The 22,101-nt window shown below is 61.0% G+C and carries 18 protein-coding genes; 8 read left to right on the forward strand and 10 right to left on the reverse strand.

The genetic code is table 11. From position 1 onward, the window contains the following. The first annotated feature begins 22 nt into the window (after nt 1-22). From Aeroheme_RS06515 to Aeroheme_RS06525, 3 genes are all read left to right on the forward strand, one after another. Nucleotides 23-1,474 (forward strand): sugar porter family MFS transporter, encoded by a 1,452-nt coding sequence (locus Aeroheme_RS06515; RefSeq protein WP_411166914.1) that lies wholly within the window; start codon nt 23-25, stop codon nt 1,472-1,474. Then, nucleotides 1,471-2,328, forward strand: coding sequence for an aldose 1-epimerase (locus Aeroheme_RS06520; protein WP_411166915.1), 858 nt, complete (start codon nt 1,471-1,473; stop codon nt 2,326-2,328). Before Aeroheme_RS06515 ends, Aeroheme_RS06520 begins: the two co-directional genes overlap by 4 nt. A 277-nt stretch (nt 2,329-2,605) precedes the next feature. Continuing rightward, complete coding sequence (locus tag Aeroheme_RS06525) at nt 2,606-4,927, forward strand: Ig-like domain-containing protein (protein WP_411166916.1); 2,322 nt, start codon at nt 2,606-2,608, stop codon at nt 4,925-4,927. A gap of 120 nt (nt 4,928-5,047) precedes the next feature. On the opposite strand, the gene Aeroheme_RS06530 is transcribed toward Aeroheme_RS06525, so the two are convergent. From Aeroheme_RS06530 to Aeroheme_RS06540, 3 genes are all read right to left on the reverse strand, one after another. Beyond that, nucleotides 5,048-5,860 carry a hypothetical protein gene (locus Aeroheme_RS06530; RefSeq protein WP_411166917.1) on the reverse strand — a complete coding sequence of 271 codons (813 nt, stop codon included), beginning with the start codon at nt 5,858-5,860 and terminating at the stop codon, nt 5,048-5,050. Between the two features lie 61 nt (nt 5,861-5,921). Next, entirely contained in the window at nt 5,922-6,212 is a 291-nt protein-coding gene (locus tag Aeroheme_RS06535; RefSeq protein ID WP_411166918.1) for a hypothetical protein, read from the reverse strand. 255 nt (nt 6,213-6,467) lie between these two features. After that, on the reverse strand, nt 6,468-8,369 hold the full coding sequence (locus tag Aeroheme_RS06540) for a PTS fructose transporter subunit EIIC (protein ID WP_411166919.1): 1,902 nt from the start codon (nt 8,367-8,369) through the stop codon (nt 6,468-6,470). Between the two features lie 673 nt (nt 8,370-9,042). Here Aeroheme_RS06540 and Aeroheme_RS06545 point away from each other — a divergent pair. Continuing rightward, nucleotides 9,043-9,192, forward strand: coding sequence for a hypothetical protein (locus Aeroheme_RS06545; protein WP_106886253.1), 150 nt, complete (start codon nt 9,043-9,045; stop codon nt 9,190-9,192). A gap of 99 nt (nt 9,193-9,291) precedes the next feature. Here the strand turns inward: Aeroheme_RS06545 and Aeroheme_RS06550 are convergent, their stop codons facing one another. Both Aeroheme_RS06550 and manA read right to left on the reverse strand, forming a co-directional pair. After that, nucleotides 9,292-10,380 carry an alpha/beta hydrolase gene (locus Aeroheme_RS06550; RefSeq protein ID WP_408780475.1) on the reverse strand — a complete coding sequence of 363 codons (1,089 nt, stop codon included), beginning with the start codon at nt 10,378-10,380 and terminating at the stop codon, nt 9,292-9,294. A gap of 164 nt (nt 10,381-10,544) precedes the next feature. Further along, nucleotides 10,545-11,744, reverse strand: coding sequence for a mannose-6-phosphate isomerase, class I (gene manA / locus Aeroheme_RS06555; RefSeq protein WP_411166920.1), 1,200 nt, complete (start codon nt 11,742-11,744; stop codon nt 10,545-10,547). Nucleotides 11,745-11,873: 129 nt separating this feature from the next. Here manA and Aeroheme_RS06560 point away from each other — a divergent pair, with 129 nt between their 5' ends. Together Aeroheme_RS06560 and icd are read left to right on the forward strand one after the other, a co-directional pair. Beyond that, nucleotides 11,874-12,749 carry a helix-turn-helix transcriptional regulator gene (locus tag Aeroheme_RS06560; RefSeq protein WP_411166921.1) on the forward strand — a complete coding sequence of 292 codons (876 nt, stop codon included), beginning with the start codon at nt 11,874-11,876 and terminating at the stop codon, nt 12,747-12,749. A 190-nt stretch (nt 12,750-12,939) separates the two neighbouring features. Then, nucleotides 12,940-14,193: an NADP-dependent isocitrate dehydrogenase gene (gene icd, locus Aeroheme_RS06565; protein ID WP_411166922.1), complete on the forward strand. Its 1,254-nt coding sequence runs from the start codon at nt 12,940-12,942 to the stop codon at nt 14,191-14,193. 85 nt (nt 14,194-14,278) lie between these two features. Here icd and Aeroheme_RS06570 read toward each other — a convergent pair whose 3' ends face one another. From Aeroheme_RS06570 to dsdX, 3 genes are all read right to left on the reverse strand, one after another. Continuing rightward, complete coding sequence (locus Aeroheme_RS06570) at nt 14,279-14,455, reverse strand: hypothetical protein (protein WP_106886258.1); 177 nt, start codon at nt 14,453-14,455, stop codon at nt 14,279-14,281. 325 nt (nt 14,456-14,780) lie between these two features. Continuing rightward, on the reverse strand, nt 14,781-16,112 hold the full coding sequence (locus Aeroheme_RS06575) for a D-serine ammonia-lyase (RefSeq protein WP_411166923.1): 1,332 nt from the start codon (nt 16,110-16,112) through the stop codon (nt 14,781-14,783). A 16-nt stretch (nt 16,113-16,128) separates the two neighbouring features. Further along, nucleotides 16,129-17,466: a D-serine transporter DsdX gene (gene dsdX, locus Aeroheme_RS06580; protein ID WP_139745920.1), complete on the reverse strand. Its 1,338-nt coding sequence runs from the start codon at nt 17,464-17,466 to the stop codon at nt 16,129-16,131. A gap of 230 nt (nt 17,467-17,696) precedes the next feature. On the opposite strand from dsdX, the gene dsdC reads away from it, so the two are divergent. Then, nucleotides 17,697-18,641 (forward strand): DNA-binding transcriptional regulator DsdC, encoded by a 945-nt coding sequence (gene dsdC / locus Aeroheme_RS06585; protein WP_234569077.1) that lies wholly within the window; start codon nt 17,697-17,699, stop codon nt 18,639-18,641. A 393-nt stretch (nt 18,642-19,034) separates the two neighbouring features. After that, nucleotides 19,035-19,442 carry an H-NS family nucleoid-associated regulatory protein gene (locus Aeroheme_RS06590; RefSeq protein ID WP_025327689.1) on the forward strand — a complete coding sequence of 136 codons (408 nt, stop codon included), beginning with the start codon at nt 19,035-19,037 and terminating at the stop codon, nt 19,440-19,442. 476 nt (nt 19,443-19,918) lie between these two features. On the opposite strand, the gene Aeroheme_RS06595 is transcribed toward Aeroheme_RS06590, so the two are convergent. Beyond that, nucleotides 19,919-21,025, reverse strand: a complete 1,107-nt coding sequence (locus tag Aeroheme_RS06595) for a 3-deoxy-7-phosphoheptulonate synthase (protein WP_411166924.1) — start codon at nt 21,023-21,025, stop codon at nt 19,919-19,921. A 259-nt stretch (nt 21,026-21,284) separates the two neighbouring features. After that, entirely contained in the window at nt 21,285-22,091 is an 807-nt protein-coding gene (locus Aeroheme_RS06600) for a siderophore-interacting protein (RefSeq protein WP_171276517.1), read from the reverse strand. Between the last annotated feature and the right edge of the window lie 10 nt (nt 22,092-22,101).

Below are 22,101 nucleotides of genomic sequence, written 5' to 3' on the forward strand. Positions count from 1 at the left end.
GACAAGATAGAGAGAGTGCGTCATGAAAAGTTCGCGAAATCAATTGGATACGGGTGGGCTCAATATGGGCTACATCTGGATCATCTGCCTGGTGGCCGCCTGCGGTGGCCTGCTGTTCGGCTACGACTGGGTGGTGATAGGCGGGGCCAAGCCCTTCTATGAGGCCTACTTCGCCATCACGGATCCGGCCCAGTCCGGCTGGGCCATGAGCTCGGCGCTGGTGGGCTGTGTGCTGGGGGCCGCCATCTCCGGCTGGACCGCCGATCGCTTCGGTCGCAAGAAGCCGCTGATCCTGGCCGCCGTCCTGTTCACCATCTCGGCCTGGGGCACGGCCGCTGCCGGCAACTTCGATCTGTTCGTGGTCTATCGCATCATAGGCGGCATAGGGATAGGTCTCGCGTCGGCGCTCTCCCCCATGTACATCGCCGAGATAAGCCCGGCCGACAAGCGGGGCAAGTTTGTGGCCATCAACCAGCTCACCATAGTCCTGGGGGTGCTGGCGGCCCAGCTGGTGAACCTGATGATCGCCGATCCGGTGGCGAGCAACGCCACCCAGGCCGACATTCTGGCGACCTGGAATGGCCAGTCCGGCTGGCGCTGGATGTTCGGTGCCGAACTGGTGCCCGCCCTGGCGTTTCTGGTGCTGATGTTCTTCGTGCCGGAGTCCCCGCGCTGGTTGGCCAAAGATGGTCAGTATGAGAAGGCCTCCCGCATGCTCGGCAAGATTGGCGGCGATGCCTATGCCAAGCAGACCCTGGCCGAGATCCGCCAGACCCTGGTGGGGGAGACCCACAAGGTGTCGCTGTCGGAGCTGGGCAAGCCCTCGGTGCGCCCCATCCTCATCATCGGCATCGTGCTGGCGGTCTTCCAGCAGTGGTGCGGCATCAACGTCATCTTCAACTACGCGCAGGAGATCTTCGCCTCCGCCGGCTTTGACATCAACAGCACCCTCAAATCCATCGTCGCCACCGGCCTTATCAACCTGCTGTTTACCCTGATCGCGCTGCCCATGGTGGACAAGATCGGCCGTCGCAAGCTGATGCTGATTGGCTCGGCGGGTCTCACCATCATCTACGGCATGATGGCGGCGGCCTATGCCAGCGGCGTGCTGGGACTGCCGGTGCTGCTGCTGGTGCTGACGGCCATCGCCATCTATGCCCTGACCCTGGCGCCGGTCACCTGGGTGCTGCTCTCGGAAATCTTCCCCAATCGGGTGCGGGGGCTGGCGATGTCGGCGGGCACCCTGGCGCTCTGGATTGCCTGCTTCGTGCTGACCTACACCTTCCCGCTGCTCAACGCTGGGCTGGGGGCCGCTGGCAGCTTCCTGCTCTACGGCCTCATCTGCTTCGCCGGCCTCATCTTCATCTACCGCAAGGTGCCCGAGACCAAGGGGGTCACCCTGGAAGCGCTGGAAGCCCAGCTGGCCCAGGGCAAGGTGGAGCTGACCCCGGCCAAGGTGAGCACGGCGGTATGACTGTATACACATTGGGTAACCCGCATCTTCGGATGCGGGTCTCTGCACAGGGGGCCTGCCTGCTGGGGCTGGAGGATGAACAAGGGCGCCCGCTGCTGCGAGACACAGACCCGGCGCAGCCCTGGCATCCCGGGCAGAGCGCCCTGTTTCCCATGCTGCCCCTGGCCAATCGGGTGGCCGGCAACCGGTTCGAACTGTGGGGAGAGGACTATTCGTTGCCCGAAAGCGAGCGCGATCCCGACTTCTTTTTGCATGGAGATGGCTGGCTACAGCCATGGCAGCCGGTGGCGTTGACCGGCAGTTCGGTGACCTTGCAGCTCACCAGCCAAAATGGCCCCTTTCACTATCTGGCGGAGATCGACTATCGGCTGCAGGGGGCAAGCCTGGTGGCGCGGATCAGCCTGACCCATCTGGGGGAGGTGCCCTGCCTCTATGGTGCAGGGTTTCACCCCTTCTTCTGGCGTGACGAGCAGACCCGCATCCGCTTTCTGGCGAGCGGCGTCTGGCAAGAGGGGCCGGATCATCTGCCGACTAGCTGGAGCAGCGAATTGCTGTCAAACCTCGACTTTCGCCAGTGGCAGCGGCCACAAGGGTGGCTCAACCACTGTTATGGCGGCTGGCGCGGTCAGGCGGAGATTGACCAACCTGCCCGCCAGCAGCGCCTGCTGGTTTCAAGCGAGTGCGCCTTCCTGATGCTCTATCAGCCCGACGAGGGGAGCGGCTTCGTCTGCCTGGAGCCCCAGAGTCACGCTGCCAATGCCCACCACCTGGCCGGTCACCCCGGTTTGCGGCTGCTCGACAGAGGGGATCGCATGAGCCTTGGCATGACCCTCAGCCTGCGCCCGGCTCCATGACTCCGGGCAGGCAATGACAGGGGCCCGAAAGGGCCTCATTCATTGGCGTATGCCGCGGTTCGGCGACGGATAAAGGGCGGCTGGTCAGGGACTTGGGGGCGGGTTGCCGGGTTTCATCGCGGTTTTCTTAACCCAGGCTGTCTGCGCCGTGGCTTTCGGTGGACGGTAAAATACCCCCTTGCTCTACTCCCCGTCAGGTTCAAACAGCCGCAGCGACAGGCGGCCCCGGCGCACGCTAAGCGCACCGGGCAAGGGATTGGTTTAGGGAGAAATGGGCATGGCAGTGGGCAAGTGGTTGATAGCAGGATTGGCAGCGCTGGCGCTGCTGGGGTGTGGTAGTGATGACGAGGAGGGCGCAACGGGGGAGGGTCCCACCCTCGCCTCGTTGCGGATTAGTCCGGAAGAGATCAGGGTGCCCGTCGGCGTCGAGCAGCAGTTTCAGGTACAGGCGACCTGGGATGATGGCGCCGTGCAGGATGTGACCGGGCATCCCGACCTTGTCTGGAGCAGCAGCGACACCGCCGTGGTCAGGGTGGATGAGCAGGGCCTCGCCACGGGGGTCGGTCCGGGCACGGCCACCCTGACCAGCACGGGCACAGTCAATGGTGAGTCTCATAGCGCCACCGCCAGGGTGGAGGTGATCGATGCCTATGTGACAGAGCTGCAACTGACCCCGGTCACGGCCAGGGTGCCGGTGGGATTGAACCAGCCCTTCGTGGCCATCGCCACCTTCTCCGACGGCCAGTCGCGAGACGTGACCAAGGCCGCAGGTCTGCAGTGGCGCAGCAGTGACGAGGGCAGCGCCCTGGTCAGCAACGAGGCCGGCAACAAGGGTCTTGCCACCGGGGTGGCGGTCGGGGAGCCGAACATTGAGGCCAGCGGCACTCTCAACGGCGTCTCCTTCCAGGCGTCGGCCCCGCTGACGGTGACGGATGCGGTGATCACCGGGCTGGACATCCATGCCCCCGAGGATCCGCTGCCCATGGGGTTGAGTGCGCAGTTGCACGCCTTCGCCACCCTGTCCGATGACAGTGATCCCATGGAGGTGACCGAGCATGATGCCTTGACCTGGCACAGCAGCGATCCGGCGGTGGCGAGCATCAGCGAGACCGGGCTGGTCACCGGGCTGACTCCGGGGAGTGCCACCATAGGGGTGAGCGGCATGATCAACGGTGTCTCCCTCGAGGCGACCGAGCCGCTCAGGGTGAGCTCGGCCGCCGTCATCGGGCTTGAGGTGCAGTCCATGGGGAGCGCCATTGCGGCTGGTCTGCAAACACAATATGTCGCCACGGCCTATCTCACCGATGGCACCTCGTTCGATGTCACCGACAACGCCCTCATTCAGTGGCAAAGCAATCAACCCGGGATAGCGAGCGTCAGCAACCAGGCGGGCAGCAAGGGGCTGGTGACGGGCCAGACGGTGGGAACTGCCACCATAATGGCGAGCGGCACCCTGGATGGCACTGCCTTCACCGCCTCTGCCCCGGTGACCGTCTCATCCGCCGTGGTGACCAACCTGGAGGTAACGCCGGCGGCTGCCTCTGTGATGGTGGGAGACAAGGTGCAATATCAGGCCATGGCCAGCCTCTCCGATGGCAGCAACCAGGAGGTGACGGACGACGACGCCATCCTCTGGTCCTCCGATGCGCCCGCCATCGCGCTCATCAGCAATGCCTCTGGCAGCCGGGGGGAGGCGAGCGGCCTGAGCGAGGGGGTGGCACTCATCAGCGCCAGCCTGGGGGGCGTCACCAGCACGGCGGCCCGGCTGAGCGTGATGCCGACGGCCCCCGAGGCCCCCATCATCATCGAGCCACGGCAAAACCAGCTGGCCTCGTTGCAACTGAGCCCGGAAGCCTTTGCATTCTGGAATACGACTTCCATCAACTCCCTCGAGGGGCAGAGTGCCCTGAAGGATCTGACCGGACAGGTCTACAACCAGTTCAGCGATGCCTTCGACTTCATCACTGTGGTGATGAACAACGACGATGTCCCCCCGGACATGCCCACAGGTGAATATGCCCACGTCAGAAACGATGTGGCGGGCATAGGCCTGGGTATGTTTGATGAGACGGCGGCGTTTCACTCGGACGGCAAGCTGCAGGGAGTCTTCTTCCTCTACAAGAAGAAGTACCTGTCGACCTCGACCTATGGCCCCATACTGCACGAGATGGCTCATCGCTGGGCGAACTGGGTGGTGCCACCCGTTACCGGGCACTGGGCTCCCTGGCTCGGCATCGTCGGCCAGCTGAACAACGTGAGTGCCAACTACGCCGACATCGAGCTCTACCTGATGGGATTGATGGACGCCTCCGAGATGACGGATCCCGCCAGCCTCGATGCCTATGCCCTGATCCCGGCCGACCAGAAGCCCAGGGTGCCGAGCGCGGCCACCTCGCAGAGGGCGTTTCGTACTCTGCTGCTGATCCTGTCTGATCGGCCGCTCACCGCCACCGAGATCCAGAACTACAACAACGGGGCCACCCTGCTGACCCGGACAGACAACCCGTCCCAGCAAGGCACCAACTTCCACAAGATGACCCGAGGCAGAGGCACCCTGACGGTGAACGGGCTGGATACCCTGGTCAAGCCGACCCCTTAATCCGGCTATGTGACAGGCGAGCGCGCCGCGAACGGACGGGTGACACGGCCGATGCCGCCCGCCCGTGAGGGACAATCATCCGGAGCCAGTCACTGGCTCCGGATTTTTTATGGGGATGGGTCAAGGGTGCACGGGCGCTTCAGGTGGCTTGGCTTCGTCCGTAAGGGGAGGTTCAGGCCGGTAACGGGTCTGCTCAATCTGATCGTGTCGCAGCAGCAGGGTATCCCCCTCCTTGAGGCGATAGGCGCAGTAGGTGCCGTTGCAGGCGATGCGGATATGGGGTTCATTCCCCAGCAGGGGCGACTGGCTATGGGCCTCGGTCACTGGCCAGGTGCCTTGCTCGAGGCGCAAAATTTGGGCTTGTGCTTCCGTTGCTCCTTGAAGGAAAAAGCTCAGGGCTCCCCAAACGGGTAACAGTACCGCTAAAAATAGGAAGGCAAACTTGTAGTAGTGATTTCCAAGGCAGATGAATAGCTGGTGAAGCAATGGGGCAGGGTAGCGTCCTATTTTCTTTGCTCGTTTGACAAGACCGTGATAGAGCCATGATCGTTGCCACAACCATGTGAGGCGGATTCTCCTGCGCGGGCACACTATTAGGGTGATGGTTACTAAAAAAATCGTAAATATGCTACCCAACACTGGCCACATCCATGGTTTGAGTGTCTGAAGGGTACTGAATAATCCAAAAGCCAGGATGTAGTCTGCTGGTGGAGAGAATTCGGCATAGTCGATGCCGAATGCCATTGTATAGCCATAGTGATAAGCCATACCCAGCAGGTAGGTTGCAGCAGTCAGGGCAGGAATCGCCGTCATCACTAGCCCCACGAAGCGCCAAGTAGTTTCCTTTTCTTCGAGCTCCGACTTGGATGCTCGCAGCTTTTTCACATGCTGGCGTAGCCAGCGCCAACGGGTGGTGAGGATGTAGTCACTCATGAGAGCCCTCTTAAGTTATCCATCTAGTGCATAGCGCGATCTGCCAATCTGGGACACTAGCTCAGCGCGGCTCCTCGGTGTGAAACAACAGCTTGCCGCAGGCCAGGCAGGTATGGCGAAAGCGGTTGTCGAACCAGCCGCTCTGGGGATGGCCGAGTACCTTGTCCGATCCACAGGCATAGCAGCGGGCGCTGAGCTCATCCCCGGTGGCGCACTCGGGGTAGGCGTTCAAATACTCGGCGCGGGTAGGCAACCGTTGCCAGTCGGGATGGGCATGCCGCCTGTCCCGGAAACGCACGGCATAAAGCGTTGCCCCCATGGCGAGCAGGCCAAACAGTAAGAACAGGTCCATGCAGGGGCTCCGGATGGGGGAAGGACGGCGTCAGTATGTTAGCGACCCGGCAAGGGATACTGCCATCCCCACCTGGGTCGATCGCAGGCAGCCAGTCAGGCTGCCGACCAAGTATCCATATGACTGTATCAGGTGGGCCCGGCCGCAGCGACAGCACTTTAAGAGAGCCAGTTTCGCCTCGCTAGAGGGGGGAATGCTGACATGCAAAAAGGGGCCTGGCGGCCCCTTATGTTCAGCACGGCAAACCCGCTCTCGTCAGGCGACCTTGCTGCTGCCAGCCAGGGTGCGGGCCAGCAATCCATCTGGATTGTGGATAGCATCCTTCGTTTTGACATCGATTATTTCGATACTATTGAAGCGCTCCCTGTGCTTGATGGCAACGTCATGGGCCAGGATGACGCAGCGGGCGTTGGCCACGTCTTTGGGGGTGATGCGGTTGATGATGCCGTTGGCGCCCTGTGTCTCCACTTTGAGCTTGATGCCGGCCTTGGCGGCCGCCTTTTGCAGGCTCTTGGCGGCGAGGAAGGTGTGGGCCACCCCTGAGGGGCAGGCGGTGATGGCGAGCACTTCTGCCTCACCTTCCGCTTCGATGACGTCGTAACCGCCACCCGGGGTAGTGACCTCTTCCTCGTCGGTCACCGGTTTTTTCAGCAGGTTGACGATGAGGGCCGTGGTCAGGGCGCCGAGCACTGTGCCCAGGATGTAACCCATCTTGCCTTCCACCACCGGCAGCACTATCCAGCCGCCCCAGGGGGCGTGGTTGATGCTGTGCATCATGAAGCCGGTGATGTTGCCGACTATGCCGCCCGCGACGATTGCCGGAATGACGCGCACCGGGTCGGCGGCGGCAAAGGGAATGGCCCCCTCGCTGATGCCGATCATGCCCATGATGGCGGCCGCCTTGCCCGCTTCACGCTCTTCTTTCTTGTAGCGACGGGGGGAGAGCAGGGTCGCCAGTGCCATGCCAAGGGGCGGCACGCAGATGGCGATGCCGACGCCTCCCATCAGCCAGGGCTGGGTGTTGACCTGGGTCTGGGCAAACAGGGTGGCCACCTTGTTGACCGGGCCGCCCATGTCAAAGGCGGTCATGCCGCCGAGGATGGCCCCCAGCATCACCTTGCCGGAGCCCGCCATGCTGGAGAGCCAGTGGTTCATCCCCTCCATCATGGCGGCGATGGGGGCACCTATGACCCACATGACGATACCGCACACCAGGAAGGTGCCGATCAGCGGATAGATGAAGATGGAGCCGAGCGAACTCATGGAGTCCGGTAGTTTTATGCGTTTGAGCTGATTGACGATGAGGCCGGCGATAAAGCCCACCAGGATGGCGCCGAGAAAACCTGTGTGGTACTGCTGCACCGCTATCCAGGAGCCGATCATGCCCGGCGCCAGACCCGGCTTGTCCGCCATTGAGTAGGCGATGTAGCCGCCGAGCACGGCGGTGAAGAGGGTGAGCCCCGCTATCCCCATGTCGGCCATGTCCTTGAGCACACCCGCCTCGGGCACGGCGCCCTTGCCGCTCATCATCACCGAGAGCGACAGCAAGACGCCCCCCGCGACGATGAAGGGGATCATGTGGGAGGTGCCAAACAGCAGGTGCTGCTTGAGGGTGTTGAGCTGGCCCTTGATGCTGCGATCCTGGGGTTCGGGTGCGCTGGGTTGCGGCGCCCTGAGCTGGGCTGGCTTGCTGCTGGCTGCACTGGCGGGAGCCTGGGCCGCCAGCAGCTCGAGCACCTCGGCCTTGCTGGTGGCTGCTTGCACTTGCGGGATAAAGCCCGGCTCCAGCAGCTTGGTGGAGAGCTCGGCCAGCACCTCGATATGATGGTTGGCGCCCCCTGCCGGGGAGGCAATCATGAAGAACAGCCTGGAGGGCAAGCCATCTTCGGCGCCGTAGTCTATCCCCTGGCGGCTGATGCCGATGACGATGGCGGGCTGCAGCACGGCCTCGCTCTTGGCGTGGGGCAGGGCGACCCCCTGTTCAAACCCTGTGTTGTCGAGGTTTTCCCGCGCCCAGAGGTCGCGCACGAACTGATCCTGACTGGCTATCTTGCCGCAGGCCTTGAGCCGTGCGGCCAGCTCGACAAAGAGCCCCTGTTTGTCGTTGGCCGCTATGTCGAGGCAGATCAATCCTTCGTCTATCAAGGAGGTGAGCATAGGTGTCTCCTGGCTCCTTCGTGGAGCCGTTGCGATGGGTAACAATTGACCCGCCTATTGTTTCGCTCTTCCCCCAGAGTCGAAATCGGATATATGTGCCCTTTACTGGATTTTTGTGTCATCACCCCCGTCCTGTGACCCCGCTCGCATTTTTAGGTCGTCTTTCCAGTTTGGATGGCTGGTTTTTAATTCATTTAAAAACAATTGGTTAAGTGTGCTTCTGATGCAATTGTCAGAAAGTGACGGCGATATACCTATCCCACACCAGGAGCGCGGGTTGGAGATTTGTGTGCTGTGGCCGCGCCCTGAAATGTGAGCGGCCCGGCAAAAGTGCGGCCCGGGAGCGGCTTCGCATGGGCAAGGCGGGCCCAATCGGAGGTCGTGAAAAAAATGTGCATAACCAGAAGCCCCGGGTAAGGGCGATGACAAGGCCGAGGTGGATAATTTCAATGTATTGATAATCAAAGAAAATATTGAGTTTAACCAGATCGCTTCAGGTGGCTTTTATATGGTTTCATAAGGGGCCTGAAACTGTTTTTTAGATTGGTTTTTGCATAATAAATCGTTTATTTAGTTGGACAATCGGGGAAGACTTGGTGTCCAATCGGGTAGAGCAGGTTGGCCAACAGTGCCGTCAGCCAGTGTGTAACCCGAGATGTAAGGAGACATCCTGATGGAAAAACTTGACCAAGAAATCGACACCATGCGCCAGGAATTTGAGTCACAGGGGCAAAAACAGGCCCATGACAAATGGCAAGCCAGGGTCGATGAACTGCAGCGGGAACGCTCGGAAGTTCCCCAGCCGGAAGCGGCAGAACACTAGCCCCCGACGGCCATGATGGCCATCGGTTGAGCAGATAATGAAAAACCACCGCCCTGACTCAGGGCGGTGGTTTTTTTCAAGGTGAAAGGGTGCCCTGATTTACAGGCGGTAGACATTCTGGGCTATGTCGAAGTGCGCCGCACTCTCCCCCGTGCCGCCGTTGAGCACAGTGTGGAAGAAGGCCGCCACCTTCTTGTTGGTGATGGCGTCCCCCTCGAAGTAGGCGTGGGAGTCCCCCACCTGTGGCTGATCGGTGAAGTCGACGTAGGTGGCCGTCCTGGAGTCCAGTTGCTTGGTGTAGTGGCCGAGCCGCGCCTTCTGCTGCTCCCCCATCTTCATCCGTGACGCCAGAAGGGCGCTGTCTCGCTCATTGATGGTGATGTAGAGGCGGTTGCGACACTGGATCCGGTCGACCCACTCGGCGTGGTGCTCGTTGTTGGTGTCCGCGGCCACCATGACGACGTTGTCGAACAGCAGGTGATTGGCGTTGTAGGTGCTGCTGCCGAGCAGGTGCTTGAACAGGTAGTTGCCCATGCTGTGCAGCATCAGGTTGATGGTGAAGGGGCAGCGCTTGTTCACCTCCTTCGAGAAGTAGCGATCCCAGGCCTCGCCGTTGCCGGCAAACTTCTTCTGGGCCTTGCCCTCCAGCTCGGTCACATACTGGGCATTGAACTCCTCGAGCAGCAACCTCATCTTCTCCAGCACCCGATCCAGAGCCCCGGCGGAGGCCAGGGCATCTCGCTTGTCACTCTTGTAGCTCAATACCCCCTGGGCGCCCCCGCCATTGGCGGGCCAGCTGAAGCAGAGCACCTCGACTCCATACTGGGCTTCGAGACCGGCCGCCCGCTCCAGCACATCCTTCAGATCGTTGTTGAAGCCATGGACGAACAGCAGCAGGTGCTTGCCGGTCTTGAGCTTCTGTTTGCCCGTCCCTGTGCCGGCGCAGCGCTCCAGCAGCTTGCGGGCCACATAGGCGCTGGCCGGGTAGCTGGCGGCGGGATCCAGCCCCACGCTCTCGGCCATCTCGGGGGTGATCTGGTCGGGCAGCAAGTCCAGCTGCCATTTGTCTCCCTGGCGGCTGGCCTCCGCCAGTCGCAACTCATTCGGGCCTGCCTCCGGCCTGTCGCCGAAGACGCCAAGGGGGCTCTTGCTCCCCTCGTTCACCACACGGTTGGTCACTATAAACACTGTGCTCTCCTTCTCTCGTGCCCTCGTCAAGTGGTCAGTGACTCGTTTGAAATCCTGACCGATGGAGAAGAGCCTAGTCGGGATCCGGCCACTCTTCCTTGGGGCAGAAACGACAAGGGCCATCCGAAGATGGCCCTTGTGGATTCAGGGGGGCATGGCGCTCCCTAGCAGCGGTTGCCGGCGCGGGCGACCCGCCCCTCGGTCAGCAGCCGGTAGCTGCCGGTGGCGGCGGGGACGAAGGCAGACTGCCCCTTCTCGAGGCGCAGTGACTGCTCACCTTGCTGGAGGGTCACTGTGCCATCTATGGCAAACAGTATCTCGGCGCTGGCGGTGGTGAGTGCGTGCTCACCGGCCGGGTAGACGCTGAAGGTGAAGTCAGGTACCGGCACCTCGAAGTGCTGCACAGCCCCTTCAAGGTGGGGGGCCAGCAGGATTTGATCGTCCGGCTTGGGCAGGCAGCGGGTGCAGTCCAGCAGCTCTGCCACATCTATGTATTTGGGGGTGAGCCCGGCGCGCAGCACGTTGTCGGAGTTCGCCATGATCTCAAGGCCGGTGCCGCGCACATAGGCGTGGGGGGTGCAGGCGTCCAGATACATGGCCTGACCCGGCTTGAGGGTCACCACGTTCAGCAAGAGCGGCGAGAAGAGACCGACATCGCCCGGGTACTGGGCGGCCAGGCTGGTGATCAGCGCAAAGGTCTCGTCATCCTGACGGGCGGCGGCATAGGCCAGCAGGCCAGTCAGGGCCTCTTCCTTGCGCGCGCCGTCCAGGATCAGCATCTGGTGGAAGAAGTGTTGCAAGCCAGCCTCATCCTGTGACTGGCGCAGCGCCGCGGTCAGCTCGGCCAGCGCCGGCAGCGCCATGGCATCGAACAGCGCCAGTATGGCCGGGATGGCGCGAAAGCCGTTCATCGCCTGATAGGGGGTGAGGGCAAACACCAGCTCCGGCTTGTGGTTGGGATCCTTGTAGTTGCGGTTGGCGGCCTTGGCGTCGATGCCGGCGGCCTCTTCCCTGGCAAAGCCGGCTTCGGCCTGGGCCTTGCTCGGGTGCACCTGGATGGAGAGGGCCTTCTCGGCGCACAGCACCTTGAACAGGAAGGGCAGGCTGCCGAAGCGGGCGACGGTGGCGTCCCCCAGCACGGCGGCGGGGGCGCTCTCTATCAGGGTCGAGAGTTTCTGCACATCTCCCGCCAGGGTCACCTCGGAGCAGCCGTTGGGGTGGGCCCCCATCCAGAGTTCCGCCTGGGGTTTGCCAGCCGGATTGGGGATGCCAAACAGTGTGGTGAGGGCGTCATGGCTGCCCCAGTCATAACCTTGAATCGGATTTTGCATCAACAGAAAGGAGGGCAGATCTCGACTGCTCATAAGGGACGCCTCATTTGTCGTGAAGAAAGTGGTTTGAAGAAAAGGGTGGAATTGACGGTCCGGCCCGGACTATAACATGGGCGGCCTTTGCCGCCGCAATCGCTTGCCTCTCTCTTGATCGGGATCATCATGTCACTCATCTTCAGCCAGCTGCTCGACGGCGCCCTTCACGACCAGGTTCCCTTCGAACAGATCTGGTTCGCCCAGGATCAGGGGGTGCCGCCCGGCTTCAGCTACCAGGTCAACTTTCCCCGCCTCGAGCTGGTATTCAGCGGCGAATACCTCAATCAGATCTGGGACAGGGGGTCGGGTTGCCAGGAGGTCAGCGTGCTGCCGGGGCAGGCGCTCTACATACCCCCCAACGGCTGGAACAAGCCGCTCTGGACCACGGACTGCTCTGTGCTGAGCCTGCTGTTTGGCAAGCGCCAGCTCGGTTTCAGCCTGGTGAGCAAGCGCCGGGAAGACCCGGATTTCTTCGATGTGCAAAAGCACAGCATCATGGCCCGGGCCGGCCATGTGAATGAACACATACTGGCGGCACTCAACGTGCTGGTGGAAGACCCGGGCCGCTCCCCCACCGACAACCACCTGTTGCAGGCGCTGCTCACCAGTGCCCGTCAATTGCTGGCGGAGTCCACCTTCGAGCGGCCGAGAGGGGCTGACCTGTTTCACGGCATCTGCATCTATATCCAGGAGAACTTTCACCGCCCCATCACCCGTGACTCCATCGCCCACCGCTTCAACGTCTCGGCGAGCCACCTCTCCCACCTGTTTCGCGAGCAGGGGCACATGCGCCTGGCGGACTACATCAGCTGGGTTCGCATCGATCGGGCCAAGTTCATGCTGAAAAAATACCGCTTCCGGCTGGAAGAGGTGGCTAGCCGCTGTGGTTACAGCGATGTGAACTATTTCTGCCGGGTGTTCAAGCAAAAGACAGGGCTGACCCCCTCCCAGTACCGCGCCCTGAGCCAGCCTCAGGGGCAGAGCGAGAGCCTGACGCCATGACGGCGGCGTTCGCCATGGCCGAACTGCACGGGCTTGTGCCTCTTGGGGAGCGGACAGAAGTGGCGCATTGTGATCCAGTCCCCGACTATGGTCGGACATGCACGCCCGCCATTTGATTATGCAAATGGATGGGCTAAGATGGCCGCGCGCAACGATCAGATTGATAACAAACGGAAGTTAGGAGATGCCGATGGAAAGCAAAGTAGTTATCCCGACCCAGGGTCAGAAAATCACAGTCGATGCCAGCGGCAAGCTGCACGTTCCCCACAACCCCATCATTCCGTTTATCGAAGGGGATGGCATAGGTGTGGACGTGACCCCGGCCATGCTGAACGTGGTGAACGCTGCGGTCGAGAAAGCCTACAAGGGCGAGCGCAAAATCGCCTGGATGGAGATTTATACCGGCGAGAAATCGACTCATATCTATGGCGAAGGTGCCTGGCTGCCGGCCGAAACCCTGGATTTCATTCGTGAATACTGCGTGGCCATCAAGGGCCCGCTGACCACCCCGGTCGGTGGCGGTATTCGCTCCCTCAACGTGGCCCTGCGCCAGGAGCTGGACCTCTATGTCTGCCTGCGCCCGGTCCGTTACTACGAAGGGACCCCGAGCCCGGTCAAGCACCCCGAGCTGACCGACATGGTGATCTTCCGCGAGAACGCCGAAGACATCTACGCCGGCATCGAGTGGAAGGCGGACAGCGATGAAGCCAAGAAGGTCATCGCTTTCCTGCAAAACGAGATGGGCGTGAAGAAGATCCGCTTCCCCGAGTCCTGCGGCATCGGCATCAAGCCCATGTCCAAGGCCGGTACCGAGCGTCTGGTCCGTGCCGCCATCGAGTACGCCATCGACAACGATCGCGACTCCGTGACCCTGGTGCACAAGGGCAACATCATGAAGTTCACCGAAGGTGCCTTCAAGGATTGGGGCTATGCCCTGGCCCAGAAAGAGTACGATGCCCAGCTGATTGACGGCGGCCCCTGGTGCTCCTTCAAGAACCCGAAAACCGGCAAGACCATCATCGTCAAGGACGTCATCGCCGATGCCTTCCTGCAACAGATACTGCTGCGTCCGGCCGAGTATGACGTCATCGCCTGTATGAACTTGAATGGTGACTACATCTCCGACGCCCTGGCCGCTCAGGTCGGTGGTATCGGCATAGCCCCGGGCGCCAACATCGGTGACGGCGTGGCGCTGTTCGAAGCGACCCACGGCACTGCGCCCAAGTACGCAGGTCAGGACAAGGTGAACCCGGGTTCCCTCATCCTCTCCGCCGAGATGATGCTGCGCCACCTGGGCTGGGTCGAAGCGGCCGACCTCATCGTCAAGGGCATGGAAGCGGCCATCGCCAACAAGACAGTCACCTATGACTTCGAGCGACTGATGGAAGGCGCCACCCTGCGCTCCTGCTCCCAGTTCGCCCAGGACATGGTCGACCAGATGTGATCGGAAATCTGAAAAAGCAAAACCGGCGCCATGAGCGCCGGTTTTTTTTATGGGTGACAGGCCAGAAAGCCTGAAGGTGCCGCCCTCAGGTGGTCTTTTCCACGTGCTGCTGGTAGAGCTGCTGCCATTTGCTGCTTTCGGCCTCATCCCCCTGCGCCTGCCAGAACTCGCAGATGGAGTTGGCGAGTTCGGAAGCCATGGCGTGATCGCCATCGCGACGGCTCATCAGATATTGTCCAAGCCAGCTTTGATACTGTTTCATAGCCCGATCTCCTTATCTAAGGTGCCCCTGGTGTCGCTCGCCGGCACAGGCCGCCAGCATTGACTCAACCGGGTCACTTGTGGTGCTGCGCCCAAGCTCGTTGTGCCCACCGGACTGGGTGGTGATCTTGCAGGATCAAGGCGACAACGGGGCGCAGATGTCAAAAAACGGCCTCTATCGTATCACAAAATAACCAACTTGGGGGGATTGACGGCAAGGGGAGGGGCACGGGGGGGAGCCAATCTTGGGCAAAGAGCATGCCATCTTGCTGATCCCAGAAGAGAAAAACCCGCCGGGGTGGCGGGTTTTTCGGTTGAAAAAAAGATCAGAGCTGGGCGGTGGCGAGGTATTTTGCCATCTCCTCGGCGGGCACCATGCCGCCGCCGGTGGCCCACACCAGGTGGGTGGCCTGCGCCATGCGCCCGGCATCCAGAGCGCGCGATGCCTGCCAGTCGCCATCGGCGCTGACCCGCCAGGGGCCCGGCATGCCGGCCAGGGCCGAGGGCTCGAGGCGGATCTGCTCGTCCCGGGCCAGCAGCCCCAGCAGGTCATACATCTCCTGGTCGCTCAGGGTGTAGAAGCCATCGAGCAGCCGCTCCATGGCGCGACCGACGAAGCCGGAGGCGCGTCCCACCGCCAGGCCATCGGCGGCGGTGAGGTTGTCGATGCCCAGATCCTGCACCGCAATAGCGTCGTGCAATCCGGTGTGGACCCCGAGCAACATGCAGGGAGAGTGGGTGGGTTCTGCGAAGAAGCAGTGGACGTTGTCCCCGAACGCGAGCTTGAGGCCAAAGGCCACGCCCCCCGGGCCACCGCCGACGCCGCAGGGCAGGTAGACGAAGAGCGGGTGCTCGGCATCCACCACTATGCCCATCTCATCGAACTGCTTTTTCACCCGCTCGCCGGCCACCGAGTAGCCGAGGAAGAGGGTGCGGGAGTTCTCGTCGTCGATGAAGAAGCAGTTGGGATCGCGCTCGGCCTCCTTGCGCCCCTGCTCCACAGCTACCCCGTAATCTTCGGCGTATTCCACGACGATCACCCCGTGTTCGCGCAACTTGCGCTTCTTCCACTCCCGCGCATCGGCGGACATGTGGACTGTGACGCTGAAGCCGAGCTTGGCGCTCATGATGCCGATGGACATGCCGAGGTTGCCGGTCGATCCCACCGCAATGCTGTACTGGCCGAAGAACTGGCGGAACTCGTCCGTGAACAGCTTGCGATAGTCGTCCTCTTCGCAGAGCAACCCGGCCTTGATGGCCAGCCGTTCGGCGTGGGTCAACACCTCGTAGATGCCGCCGCGGGCCTTGATGGAGCCGGAGATGGGCAGGTGGCTGTCTTTTTTAAGCAACAACTTGCCGGTCAGCTCGACCCCATAACGCTCATTGAGCGTTGCCTGCATCGCCGGGATAGCCGCTATCTCGGACTCCAGAATGCCCTTGCTGGCACGGGTCTCGGGGAAGGCGTCACACATATAGGGGGCGAAGCGGGCCAGGCGAGCCGACGCATCCGCCACATCGTTGCCATCGAGCCCCACATAGGGCAGACCGACAGCCAGCGTAGTGGCGTTGGGATTGAACCAGGTGACAGGCTCGAGTGCTATCAGGGATTGCACCAGCGGGAATTGGGTAATGAGCTGTTGGACGTCGATGTTTTTCATGGGATGTCTCTGTCTTTTACACGATATAGGAGAGCAGGAAGGTACCGGCCAGCGCCATCAGGGAGGCGACAAAGGTGGCACTGGTGTAGTACTTGAGCGTTTCGTTCAGGGTGGCACCGCAATACTGTTTGACCAGCCAGAACAGGGAGTCGGTCACCATGGTGCAGCCGATGGCGCCTGAGCCGATGGCCAGGGTCATGATTTCGGGGCTGATGTTCGGGTAGTGCACCATGATGGGGGAGACGATGGCGGTGGCCCCCATCATGGCGACGGTGGCGGAGCCCACGGCGGCGTGCAGCACTATGGCCACCAGCCAGGCGAGCAGTATGGGGTGCATGTCCAGCTGGGAGAGTATGGTGGCGAGGCTGTCCCCCAGGCCGCTGGCCTTGAGCACGCCGTTGAAGGCGCCGCCCGCCCCTATGATGAGCAAGATGTTGGCGATGGAGGAGAAGCACTCTTCGGTCTTGTCCAGCAGCCCTTCCATCTTCATGCGTTGACGGATCCCCAGCACGTAGTAGGCAGTGAAGGCGGCGATGAACATGGCGGTGATGGGGTTGCCGATAAACTCCAGCACTGTGTAGAGGTGGCTTGCGTGATCCATGTTGAGCTCGGCCACCGTCTTGGCCAGCATCAGCAGTATGGGCAGTAGCACGGTGAAGAGGGAGGCGCTCAAGGTCGGTAGGCTTGCCTCATCCCTGGCCTTGATGTCGGCAAAGGCGGCGGGCACCTCCTTGAACGGCACCCGTTTGCCCAGCAGTTTCAGGAACAGGGGGCCGCCCACCAGGGAGGCAAAGAGCCCGACCGCGAGGCCATAGACGATGACGGAGCCTATGTCGGCACCCAGCTGATTGGTGACATAGAGCGCAGCGGGATGGGGCGGCACTATGCAGTGCACGGCCATCAGTGCGGTGCAGAGCGGAATGGCCAGGGTCAGCAGCGAGGTCTTGGTCTTGCGGGCGATGGAGAAGGCGAGCGGGATCAGCAACACCACACCGACTTCGACAAACAGGGTGATGCCGCACACCAGACCGACCAGCACCATGATCACCTGGGGCGAGAGCCAGCGGCACTTTTGCAGGGCGAGACCGATGCGCTCCGCCGCCCCCGACACCTCCATCATCTTGCCGAGTATGGTGCCAAGACCGATGACGGCGGCGAGAAAGCCCAGGGTGCCGCCTATGCCCTCTTCCATGGCATTGACCATCTTGACCGGGTTCATCCCCATCATGGTGCCTACATAGAAGCTCGCCAGCAGCAGGGCGAGGAAAGGATGCACCTTGCCCTTCACTATGGTGAAGACAATCAGAATGATGCTAGTCAGCAAGGTACCGACGACCCACACTTCAGAATTCATACTGCGCCTCGACAAGGATGGTAAGAGATGAATGATGGGCCTATTGAACGGCAAGGGCGCCGGGCTGACAAATGATTAAAATGGCTTCTTGGATGATCTGAGTTGATGCAAAGGTGCCACATTCATCACATTTAGCGGTATTTCTGTGACTTGGGTTCGGTTACGTCATCCTAAATAGGGGAGTCCGGGATATCATGACGGCGATGTTGAGCCTGTGATGGGGAAGGCGTATGTATACCGAAGACAACTACGTATCGAGAAACAAGCTGCTGAGCGGCTATCAGCTCTCCAAGCTGCACACTTTCGAGGCGGCGGCACGCCACAGCTCCTTCGCCCTGGCGGCGGATGAGCTGGCGCTCAGCCCGAGCGCGGTGAGCCACCGGATAGGTGCGCTGGAAGAGGAGCTCGGCTTCAAGCTGTTCCAGCGCTTTCACCGCAAGGTGATGCTGACGACTGAGGGGCAAAGGGTCTTCTGGGCACTCAAGTCGTCGCTCGAGTTCATCAATCAGGAGATCCTGGAGATCAAGAATCAGGAGCTGTCCGGTTCCCTGACCGTCTATTCCCGCCCCTCCATCGCCCAGTGCTGGCTGGTGCCGCGGCTCGCGGATTTTTCCCGCCTGCACCCCCAGATCGATCTCAACATCATGACCGGCAACGAGAACGTCAACCTGCACGGCTATGGCATCGACCTGACGATCTATTTCGACGACAAGGTGCCGGAGCGGCTCGCCATCCACCCGCTGATGGATGAATACATGGTGCCTGTGTGCAGCCCCGAATATGCCGAGCGGCACCAGTTGCTCGATAACCCGGATAACTTGAACCACTGCCGCCTGCTGCACGACAGGCAGGCCTGGGGATATGACTCCGACACCGACGAGTGGTGCAGCTGGGCTCGCCAGGCCGGGATCTCCCTCGATGGCTGCCAGTCGAGCATGGGCTTCGATCGCTCCGATCTCGCCATCATAGCCGCCATCAATCATGCCGGCGTGGCCATGGGCCGCAAGAACCTGGTGCGCCAGCGGCTGGAGCGAAACGAACTGGTGGAGCCCTTCCCGGGCAAGGCGGTTCGCTGCAATCAACGCTACTACATGGCCACGCTCCCCCATCGTCAGTGCCCCAAGATCCAGGCATTCATCGAATGGATAAGCGCCCAGGCAAAGGAAATTGATTGAATCAGGGAGAGGGATACAGAGTGCTGCCCGGACTCGCTCTCATTTCATTCGCCGTTAGAATGAGGTGGCCAATATTCGTACATTCTGTGCTGACGGCTGTGGGCAGCGCTATGGCTTGTTATATATGAATGCAGGTGCTTGGATGACACCCCTTTTATCTCTGTGACAAATACTTGGGGAAGTGGGACCGATTAACCCATGTTGAAGAAATAATGTCTGTTGAGCGGTGATCCGATAAGATCCCTGATGTGAATTAACCACAGTGAATAATGACCATGAGATTGTCAGGAATAGCGCTGGCACTATAAAATCATTATGTTGTTATCGAGTGGACATGCTATTCTCAAAATGAGTTATCCCTGTGACATACAAAAATAATTCTGTGAGGAAGTAATGAACGAGTTTCTGAAGGTTCTGCTGAACATTCGCAGCTTGCGCGCTGCCATTCGTGAACTGCCGTTTGAGCAACTGCAAGAAGCGAAAGAAAAGTTTGATCTGGTATATAACGAGCGTGCCGAGTCCGTAGAGCAAGAGCGGGCCGAGCAGGAAGAGCGTCAGCGCAAGCTGAGCGAATTTACCGAGATGCTGCAACAGGCTGGCATAGATCCGCGCGAGCTGATCGGCAGCGTGGCCACTCCGGCCGCTGCTGGCGCGACCAAGAGCAAGCGTGCTCCGCGCCCTGCCAAATACAAGTATCAGGAAGATGGCCAGGAGAAGACCTGGACCGGCCAGGGCCGCATGCCCAAAGCCATTGCCGAGCAAGTTGCGCTGGGCAAGGATCTGAACGACTTCCTGATCTGATTGCCAGGATAGCGTCGTCAATAATGCCGCCCAAGGGGCGGCATTATTATTTTCAGGATCCTGTCTATCTATTGCCCATCCAGGAAGTCACCTAATTTGGGTCGCCCGTCCACAATAGCCATGACCATCATGAGCCAATAAAAACTATCCATTGGCGGTAAGCCAATCGCTGTCGCACCTCCCCTGCGACACAATGAGGACTCATACAGCCCATTTGTTATCTCTGATGACACAAGATGACAAATAATGGCCCGTCGCTGTGGGATGAAATAGATGGATTTGCGGGCATGCTTCCCGCTTTGCCTGGTCGCCCATTTTTCTATCAATGGGGAAGTTCTTGTCCCTCTCGCACTATTTTTCTTTCCCTATGACTGCCCTATTTGACACCCCTGTTCAGACAATGTGTGAATGTCATTTATCGGGTGGGAGATTGAATAGGGGCCTGGCGACCCCGCTGCGAATAAATAGGAAATAGGTCAGCTGACTGGCTGGCCGAGATCATTGCGAAGGGGAATGGAACGACTGTGTGCAAATTGACGGCGCGCCATGACCCCATCGGCCAGCATGGCCAGCAGGCTCTCACTCTCTTCCCAGCCGAGGCAGGCATCGGTGACCGACAAGCCATATTGCAGCTCACTCAGTGGCGCCGGTTTCTGGTTGCCACCTTGCAGAAAGCTCTCGACCATGACGGCGGCGACGGCAGTGCTCCCGCCTCGCAACTGGCGGCAGAGCTCCCCGGCGACCAGGATCTGGTTCTGGTGCAGCTTCTGGCTGTTGCCGTGGCTGCAATCCACCATCAGCCGAGGGTTGAGCCCCTGGCGCGCCAGGCGTTCGGCCGCGTCCATCACGTCGCTCTGGTGATAGTTCGGCAGGGTGCCGCCGCGCAAAATGATGTGGCCGCCCGGATTGCCTTCGCTCTTGATCACCACCATGCCCCCCTGGCTGCCAGGAGCAGTGAACAGATGGGAGGCCTCGCTGGCCAAAATGGCATCGATGGCCACCCGGATGTTGCCATCTGTGCCGTTCTTGAAGCCGACCGGGCAGGGCAGGGCCGAAGCCAGCTGCCTGTGTACCTGGGATTCGGTGGTGCGGGCGCCGATCGCCCCCCAGCTGATGAGATCCGCCAGATAGAGGAAGCTGGTGGTATCGAGGAACTCGGTGGCGGTGGCCAGCCCCAGCCGGTTGATGTCGAGCAGCAGCTGACGGGCCAGGTGGAGCCCGTGACCGATGTCGTTGCTGCCATCGAGATGAGGGTCGAATACCAGCCCCTTCCAGCCGACAGTGGTGCGCGGTTTTTCGAAATAGGTGCGCATCACTATCTGCAGGCTCTCCTGATACTCGGTGGCGAGCCGTGCCAGCCTTTTCGCATAGTCGAGGGCGGCGACGGGATCATGGATGGAGCAGGGGCCTATCACCACCAGCAGGCGATCGTCCGCCCCGCTCAGGATCTGGCGCACCTGGTGGCGGTGCTGGTCAATATGCTGCGCCATATCGGCCAAGCAGGGGTGCTGTGCCAACAGGTCGGCAGGGGTGGGGAGCGCCTCCACCGCGAAGGCGCGCATTACCGAATTCAAAACAGCCATCTGGGATTACCTTGCTGTGGAAATGGGGTCGACGATGGGCCCGTAACGCTCGGGTGTCTGGTTCAGGGGATCTGCGCCTAGGACATATCATCTTTGTTGAGAGTGATTATCATTATCTTGCTGCCAGTCTCAAATGCAAGCACTACCGAGAGGATCACCAGAGATGGGGGGCGGGCCGTAAGAGGGGAGGGGAGAATGGCAACCAGGCCCGCCCCCGAGCGGGAGAAGGCCTGATAAGTACAAGGAATACAGATGGTTATCAGCTATCCATCACGACGTGTCGATCCTGATGGTAGGCGTCTTCATCCTTGCCGCTGCGCCAGTAAGGCACGGCATAGACCCGCTGGCGATCTGTGTCCAGGGTTCGCCTGACATGACGACGCAGGGGCACCACCAGACCCTCTTCCCCCCCGAACCAGAAATAACTTCCCTCGGCTGCCATAGGCTGGGCGGTGAAGTACTCCACCAGGGGGCCGGTCTGGTCCGGCGTGCCGACAAACCAGCGCAGGCTGACGCCTACTGGCAGCGACAGATCCTGCACATCTTCCTGATGGGGCACCAGCAGGGCGATATGGCCCCGGGCTTCTGCCGGCATCACCTCGGCCATGGCGCTGATGGCGGGCAGGGAGGTGAGATCGCCGGCCATGTAGTAGTGATCGGCCAGCTGCAACATGGGGTCCGGGCCGCCCGGACCCGAGATGGCGAGCCTGTCCCCCGGCTTGGCGTGGAGGGCGAAGCGGCTGGCGGGGCCAACATCACCGTGCAGGGCGAAGTCGATGTCGATCTCCAGGGCCTCGCGGCGGAAGGCGCGGATGGTGAAGGTGCGGATGATGGGCTTCTGGCTCGGATCCTCCCAACGGGGCCCCTTGGGGGTCGGGGTTGGTAGCACTATCTCGCTCTGGCCCGGTCGGGGCAGCATGATCTTGATATGGGCGCCGCCACAGCTGAAGGGGTAATCCGCCAATTCGGGGCTGGTCAGGCAGACTCGGCGCAGATGAGGGCTCACATCATGGACATGCTTGACGGTGAGCAGGCGAGGGCGATTGACCGGGGCGGACTGTGACATTTGAGTACTC

This window comes from Aeromonas sp. DSM 116730, assembly GCF_046581335.1.
GTDB lineage: Bacteria > Pseudomonadota > Gammaproteobacteria > Enterobacterales > Aeromonadaceae > Aeromonas > Aeromonas rivipollensis.

Coding starts and splice junctions, on each gene's coding strand:
- Aeroheme_RS06515 (WP_411166914.1), top strand. CDS start 23: ATGAAAAGTTCGCGAAATCAATTGGATACGGGTGGGCTCAATATGGGC.
- dsdC (WP_234569077.1), top strand. CDS start 17,697: ATGTATACCGAAGACAACTACGTATCGAGAAACAAGCTGCTGAGCGGC.
- Aeroheme_RS06540 (WP_411166919.1), bottom strand. CDS start 8,369: ATGCTCACCTCCTTGATAGACGAAGGATTGATCTGCCTCGACATAGCG.
- Aeroheme_RS06525 (WP_411166916.1), top strand. CDS start 2,606: ATGGCAGTGGGCAAGTGGTTGATAGCAGGATTGGCAGCGCTGGCGCTG.
- Aeroheme_RS06530 (WP_411166917.1), bottom strand. CDS start 5,860: ATGAGTGACTACATCCTCACCACCCGTTGGCGCTGGCTACGCCAGCAT.
- Aeroheme_RS06560 (WP_411166921.1), top strand. CDS start 11,874: ATGTCACTCATCTTCAGCCAGCTGCTCGACGGCGCCCTTCACGACCAG.
- Aeroheme_RS06595 (WP_411166924.1), bottom strand. CDS start 21,025: ATGGCTGTTTTGAATTCGGTAATGCGCGCCTTCGCGGTGGAGGCGCTC.
- icd (WP_411166922.1), top strand. CDS start 12,940: ATGGAAAGCAAAGTAGTTATCCCGACCCAGGGTCAGAAAATCACAGTC.
- Aeroheme_RS06535 (WP_411166918.1), bottom strand. CDS start 6,212: ATGGACCTGTTCTTACTGTTTGGCCTGCTCGCCATGGGGGCAACGCTT.
- dsdX (WP_139745920.1), bottom strand. CDS start 17,466: ATGAATTCTGAAGTGTGGGTCGTCGGTACCTTGCTGACTAGCATCATT.
- Aeroheme_RS06520 (WP_411166915.1), top strand. CDS start 1,471: ATGACTGTATACACATTGGGTAACCCGCATCTTCGGATGCGGGTCTCT.
- Aeroheme_RS06575 (WP_411166923.1), bottom strand. CDS start 16,112: ATGAAAAACATCGACGTCCAACAGCTCATTACCCAATTCCCGCTGGTG.
- Aeroheme_RS06570 (WP_106886258.1), bottom strand. CDS start 14,455: ATGAAACAGTATCAAAGCTGGCTTGGACAATATCTGATGAGCCGTCGC.
- manA (WP_411166920.1), bottom strand. CDS start 11,744: ATGAGCAGTCGAGATCTGCCCTCCTTTCTGTTGATGCAAAATCCGATT.
- Aeroheme_RS06590 (WP_025327689.1), top strand. CDS start 19,035: ATGAACGAGTTTCTGAAGGTTCTGCTGAACATTCGCAGCTTGCGCGCT.
- Aeroheme_RS06600 (WP_171276517.1), bottom strand. CDS start 22,091: ATGTCACAGTCCGCCCCGGTCAATCGCCCTCGCCTGCTCACCGTCAAG.
- Aeroheme_RS06545 (WP_106886253.1), top strand. CDS start 9,043: ATGGAAAAACTTGACCAAGAAATCGACACCATGCGCCAGGAATTTGAG.